The sequence below is a fragment of the Bacillus cereus group sp. MYBK101-2 genome (assembly GCF_051918845.1).
Classification (GTDB): Bacteria; Bacillota; Bacilli; order Bacillales; family Bacillaceae_G; genus Bacillus_A; species Bacillus_A paranthracis.
Genome location: NZ_JBQAIE010000046.1, coordinates 1 through 839 on the forward strand (window position 1 = coordinate 1; position 839 = coordinate 839).

Sequence of the window (839 nt, forward strand, 5' to 3'; positions counted from 1 at the left end):
GTATGTTCTTTGAAAACTAGATAACAGTGTAGCTCATATTTTTTAATTTTTAGTTTGGTTAAGTTAGAAAGGGCGCACGGTGGATGCCTTGACACTAGGAGTCGATGAAGGACGGGACTAACGCCGATATGCTTCGGGGAGCTGTAAGTAAGCTTTGATCCGAAGATTTCCGAATGGGGAAACCCACCATACGTAATGGTATGGTATCCTTATCTGAATACATAGGGTAAGGAAGACAGACCCAGGGAACTGAAACATCTAAGTACCTGGAGGAAGAGAAAGCAAATGCGATTTCCTGAGTAGCGGCGAGCGAAACGGAACATAGCCCAAACCAAGAGGCTTGCCTCTTGGGGTTGTAGGACATTCTATACGGAGTTACAAAGGAACGAGGTAGACGAAGCGACCTGGAAAGGTCCGTCGTAGAGGGTAACAACCCCGTAGTCGAAACTTCGTTCTCTCTTGAATGTATCCTGAGTACGGCGGAACACGTGAAATTCCGTCGGAATCTGGGAGGACCATCTCCCAAGGCTAAATACTCCCTAGTGATCGATAGTGAACCAGTACCGTGAGGGAAAGGTGAAAAGCACCCCGGAAGGGGAGTGAAAGAGATCCTGAAACCGTGTGCCTACAAATAGTCAGAGCCCGTTAACGGGTGATGGCGTGCCTTTTGTAGAATGAACCGGCGAGTTACGATCCCGTGCGAGGTTAAGCTGAAGAGGCGGAGCCGTAGCGAAAGCGAGTCTGAATAGGGCGTTTAGTACGTGGTCGTAGACCCGAAACCAGGTGATCTACCCATGTCCAGGGTGAAGTTCAGGTAACACTGAATGGAGGCCCGAACC

At 49.1% G+C, this 839-nt stretch carries 1 rRNA gene; it reads left to right on the forward strand.

Annotated elements, in window-relative coordinates:
* Positions 1-56 precede the first annotated feature (56 nt).
* Positions 57-839: ribosomal RNA gene (locus ACTFSI_RS27960) — 23S ribosomal RNA — on the forward strand; the annotation flags it as partial.